The following is a 3,546-nucleotide window of genomic DNA, read 5'->3' on the forward strand; positions in this document are numbered from 1 at the left end:
GTGGGTGCGCACCCGACCGGGGTGCGCCACCCACCGCGCCGAGTCAGCGTGCCGCCGGGACCGGCGACACCGGGGCGTCCCAGTCGATGACGTAACGCTGCTCGGGGCCGAGCGTCTTCTCCGGGTTCATCGCGGTCTTCATCAGCAGCGGCATCAGCAGCGGCATCAGCGCCCGGGCCACCGGGCCGGGGGCCTTGGCCTGGTTGATCCGCGCCGCCCGCGCGGCGATCTTCTCGACCCGATCCCGGCGCAGGCGTTCGTAGGCGGCGAACGCGGACGGGGCGTCGGGCAGGTCGCGCAGGCAGCGGGCCAGCTGCACCGCGCTCTCGATCGCCAGCGAGGCGCCCTGACCCGAACTGTTGGAGGGCGCGTGCGCCGCGTCGCCCACCAGCACCATGCGGCCCCGGTGCCAGTGCCGGACCGGCGGCATGATGTGCATCGAGCCCACCGCCCGCAGGTCGTCGTCGCTGCTGGTCAGCATCAGCTGGCGGCCCGGGTCGTCGTCCGCGTACGCGTCGCGCAGCGTCCGCAGCCACTCGGCCGGCGGCACCGCACGGGCCTCGGCGAGGCTCATCGGCCGGACCTGCGGCAGATTGGCGCCCCAGCGGGTGCCACCGCCCGGCTCGGGCCAGTAGAGGTAGTAGGCCCGCCGGCCGAAGGCGAAGGTCATGGTGCCCGGCTCCACGTCGACCTCGTGCCGGGCCACCGCCTCGAAGCCGAGGAGGCCGGTGAACCGCGGCCCGGCGGCGTCCGGGTCGATCAGGGCGCGGACCGTCGACCGGATGCCGTCGGCTCCGATGAGGACGTCGGCGGTGGCCGTGTCGCCGTCGGCGAACCTGGCGGTGATGCCGGTCGCCGTCTCCCGGACGTCGACCAGACGCTTGCCGTACTCGATGATCACGCCCTCGGCCCGGGCGCGGTCGTGCAGCGCCTGGTGCAGTTCGTGGCGGTGCACCACCTGCAGCGGCGGCACGTCGTCCAGCCCCGGCATGTCGAGGTGCCGCCGGCCGACGGCCATCTCCATCCGGCGGATCGGGGTGGCGATGTCGGTCACCGCCGTGTCCGCGTCGACGAGGCGCAGGGCCGCGACGCCGTTGGGCGCGAGCGCGAGCGTGCCGCCGACGCCGTCGGCGGTGCCCGGGTACGCCTCTTGCACGGTGGCGGCGATGCCCGCGCGGCGCAGCGCCAACGCCGTCACGGGACCGGCGATGCCGCCGCCGATCACGATCGCTGTCTTCACTCTGGTCATGGTTCCCCTCCCAGGGGTCGTCGGTCGTCGTGCGTGGCGAACCGACCTGGAAGGGACCCGGCTATCCTCGTGGTTGCCGCTTCGGGCCGGGCACCTTCCAGGTGTGGTTCGAGGTAAGGGCCCCGGCGCGGTGTTGGCGCACCGTGCCGGGGCCGTCCGTCACTGCGTGGAGCGGCTCCTCTCCGCGGCGTCGCTCAGGTCGGCCGGGAGCTCGCCGGTCTCGTGGAAGGCCCGCCACTCGTCGATGCCCGGATAGGTGCCCGCGGTGAGTTCGGCCAGCAGGGCCCGGACCCAGGCCGCCTCCGCTTCCCGGATGGTCAGGTCGTACTCCGACTCCACCAGGAACAGCCGCGGTATCTGCCGCTGGTGCTCCGCCAGCGCGTCACGTCCGGCTCTGATCCCCTCTTCCAGCAGCTCCAGCCGCTGCCGCAACAGAGCCGTCGCCTCGTCGGGGTGCAGCGTTGCGAGCACCGACAGGCCGGCGCGGAACCGGGGGTGCTCCGGCGTCGGGATCGAGACCAGCTCGCGGGCCCAGTCGACCAGCTCCGCCCGCCCTGAGTCGGTGATCCGGTAGACGGTGCGCTCGGGGCGCCGGCCCTCCCGGATGCTCTCCACGGGCGCGATCAGCCCGTGCCGGTCCATGTTCCTGATGACCGTGTAGAAGGACCCCCACTTGATGTCCATGTCCTGGTCCTTGCCCCAGGACCGGAGCGTGGTGGCGATCTCGTACGGGTGCATGGGTCGCCGGACGAGTACCGACAGGACGGCCAGTGCCAACAGGTTGCCGACCTTGCGCTGCTTGGGCATGTTGGCCTCCCCCCATGCTCGCTGGCGGTTGCTTGTCGACGAATATACGGCCGGGAGGTCGGGTTAGGGAAGCCCATTCCGTGGCCGTCCTGCTGCGCGGACGGCGGACGGGCCGGAACTGCCGGTGGGAGCGGTCGGCCTACGATCGCGGGGTGGAGGAAGACATCCGGCGGATCGGGATCATGGGCGGCACGTTCGACCCGATCCACCACGGGCACCTGGTCGCGGCCAGCGAGGTGGCGGACCGGTTCGAGCTGGACGAGGTGGTCTTCGTCCCCACCGGTCAGCCGTGGCAGAAGGTCGACGAGCCGGTCAGCCCGCCCGAGGACCGGTACCTGATGACGGTCATCGCCACCGCCTCCAACCCGCGGTTCCAGGTCAGCCGGGTGGACATCGACCGGGGCGGCCCGACCTACACCGTCGACACGCTGCGCGACCTGCAGGCCGAGTACGGCCCGAAGGTGCAGCTCTTCTTCATCACCGGCGCGGACGCGCTGGAGAAGATCCTCTCCTGGAAGGATCTCGACGAGATCTTCGAGCTGGCCCACTTCATCGGGGTGACCCGGCCGGGCTTCGAGCTGTCGGACAAGCACCTGCCCGCCGACACGGTGAGCCTGGTGCAGGTGCCGGCGATGGCGATCTCCTCCACCGACTGCCGCGCCCGGGTCGCCCGGGGCGAGCCGGTCTGGTACCTGGTGCCCGACGGTGTGGTGCAGTACATCGCCAAGCGGCGCCTCTACCAGCAGTGATGCCGCCCAGAATGTGAGCGTACGTCCGCGTAATCGACCAGAACTGACAAGTCGTCGCCCGGCCGGGTGTGAGAGGCTTGGAGGGTCGCACGGTTGATCGAAGGAGAACGGTGACAGTTTCCGAACGCGCTCACGAGCTGGCGATGGCCGCCGCCCAGGCCGCGGCCGACAAGAAGGCGCAGGACATCGTCATCATCGACGTGGGCGACCAGCTCGCCATCACCGACGCGTTCGTCCTCGCCGCGGCCCCCAACGAGCGTCAGGTGCTGGCCATCGTCGACGCCATCGAGGAGCGCCTGCTCGAGCTGCCGGAGAAGGCCAAGCCGGTCCGGCGCGAGGGCGAGCGGGGCGGCCGCTGGGTGCTGCTCGACTACGTCGACATCGTGGTGCACGTCCAGCACACCGAGGAGCGCGAGTTCTACGCCCTCGACCGGCTCTGGAAGGACTGCCCGCAGATCCCGTTCGTGGACCGGGACCTCGTCGACGCCGACACCACCACCGGCGCCGCCGCCGCGGAATGACCCGCCTGATCATCTGGCGGCACGGCAACACCGACTGGAACGCCGCCAGCCGGGTCCAGGGGCAGACCGACATACCCCTCAACGACCTCGGCCGGGAGCAGGCCCGCGCCGCCGCCCCGGTATCCGGCCGACCGTGTGCCGGGGGTTCAACGACGCGTACGGGTCCTGGAAGATGATCTGCAGGTCCTGCCGCAACGGCCGCAACTCGCCCCGCCGGGCG

General features: G+C 71.7%; 4 protein-coding genes and 2 pseudogenes. 3 read left to right on the plus strand and 3 right to left on the minus strand.

All coding sequences use genetic code 11. The features are described 5' to 3' along the window. Positions 1 to 43 precede the first annotated feature (43 nt). Together JNW87_RS36315 and JNW87_RS36320 are read right to left on the minus strand one after the other, a co-directional pair. Positions 44 to 1,249, minus strand: a complete 1,206-nt coding sequence (locus JNW87_RS36315) for an FAD-dependent monooxygenase (RefSeq protein WP_109802060.1) — start codon at positions 1,247 to 1,249, stop codon at positions 44 to 46. Positions 1,250 to 1,408: 159 nt separating this feature from the next. Continuing rightward, positions 1,409 to 2,056, minus strand: a complete 648-nt coding sequence (locus tag JNW87_RS36320) for a PadR family transcriptional regulator (protein ID WP_109802059.1) — start codon at positions 2,054 to 2,056, stop codon at positions 1,409 to 1,411. Positions 2,057 to 2,208: 152 nt separating this feature from the next. On the opposite strand from JNW87_RS36320, the gene nadD reads away from it, so the two are divergent. From nadD to JNW87_RS36335, 3 genes and pseudogenes are all read left to right on the plus strand, one after another. Then, complete coding sequence (gene nadD, locus JNW87_RS36325) at positions 2,209 to 2,805, plus strand: nicotinate-nucleotide adenylyltransferase (RefSeq protein WP_109802080.1); 597 nt, start codon at positions 2,209 to 2,211, stop codon at positions 2,803 to 2,805. Positions 2,806 to 2,915: 110 nt separating this feature from the next. Further along, on the plus strand, positions 2,916 to 3,326 hold the full coding sequence (rsfS, locus tag JNW87_RS36330) for a ribosome silencing factor (protein WP_109802058.1): 411 nt from the start codon (positions 2,916 to 2,918) through the stop codon (positions 3,324 to 3,326). Further along, positions 3,323 to 3,442 (plus strand): annotated as a pseudogene (locus JNW87_RS36335) (histidine phosphatase family protein); the annotation flags it as partial. The gene rsfS and the pseudogene JNW87_RS36335, both read left to right, overlap by 4 nt. 4 nt (positions 3,443 to 3,446) lie before the next feature. On the opposite strand, the pseudogene JNW87_RS36340 reads toward JNW87_RS36335, so the two are convergent. Further along, positions 3,447 to 3,546, minus strand: a pseudogene (locus JNW87_RS36340) (dipeptide/oligopeptide/nickel ABC transporter ATP-binding protein); the annotation flags it as partial.

The organism is Micromonospora sp. ATA51 (assembly GCF_016802855.1).
GTDB lineage: Bacteria > Actinomycetota > Actinomycetes > Mycobacteriales > Micromonosporaceae > Micromonospora > Micromonospora sicca.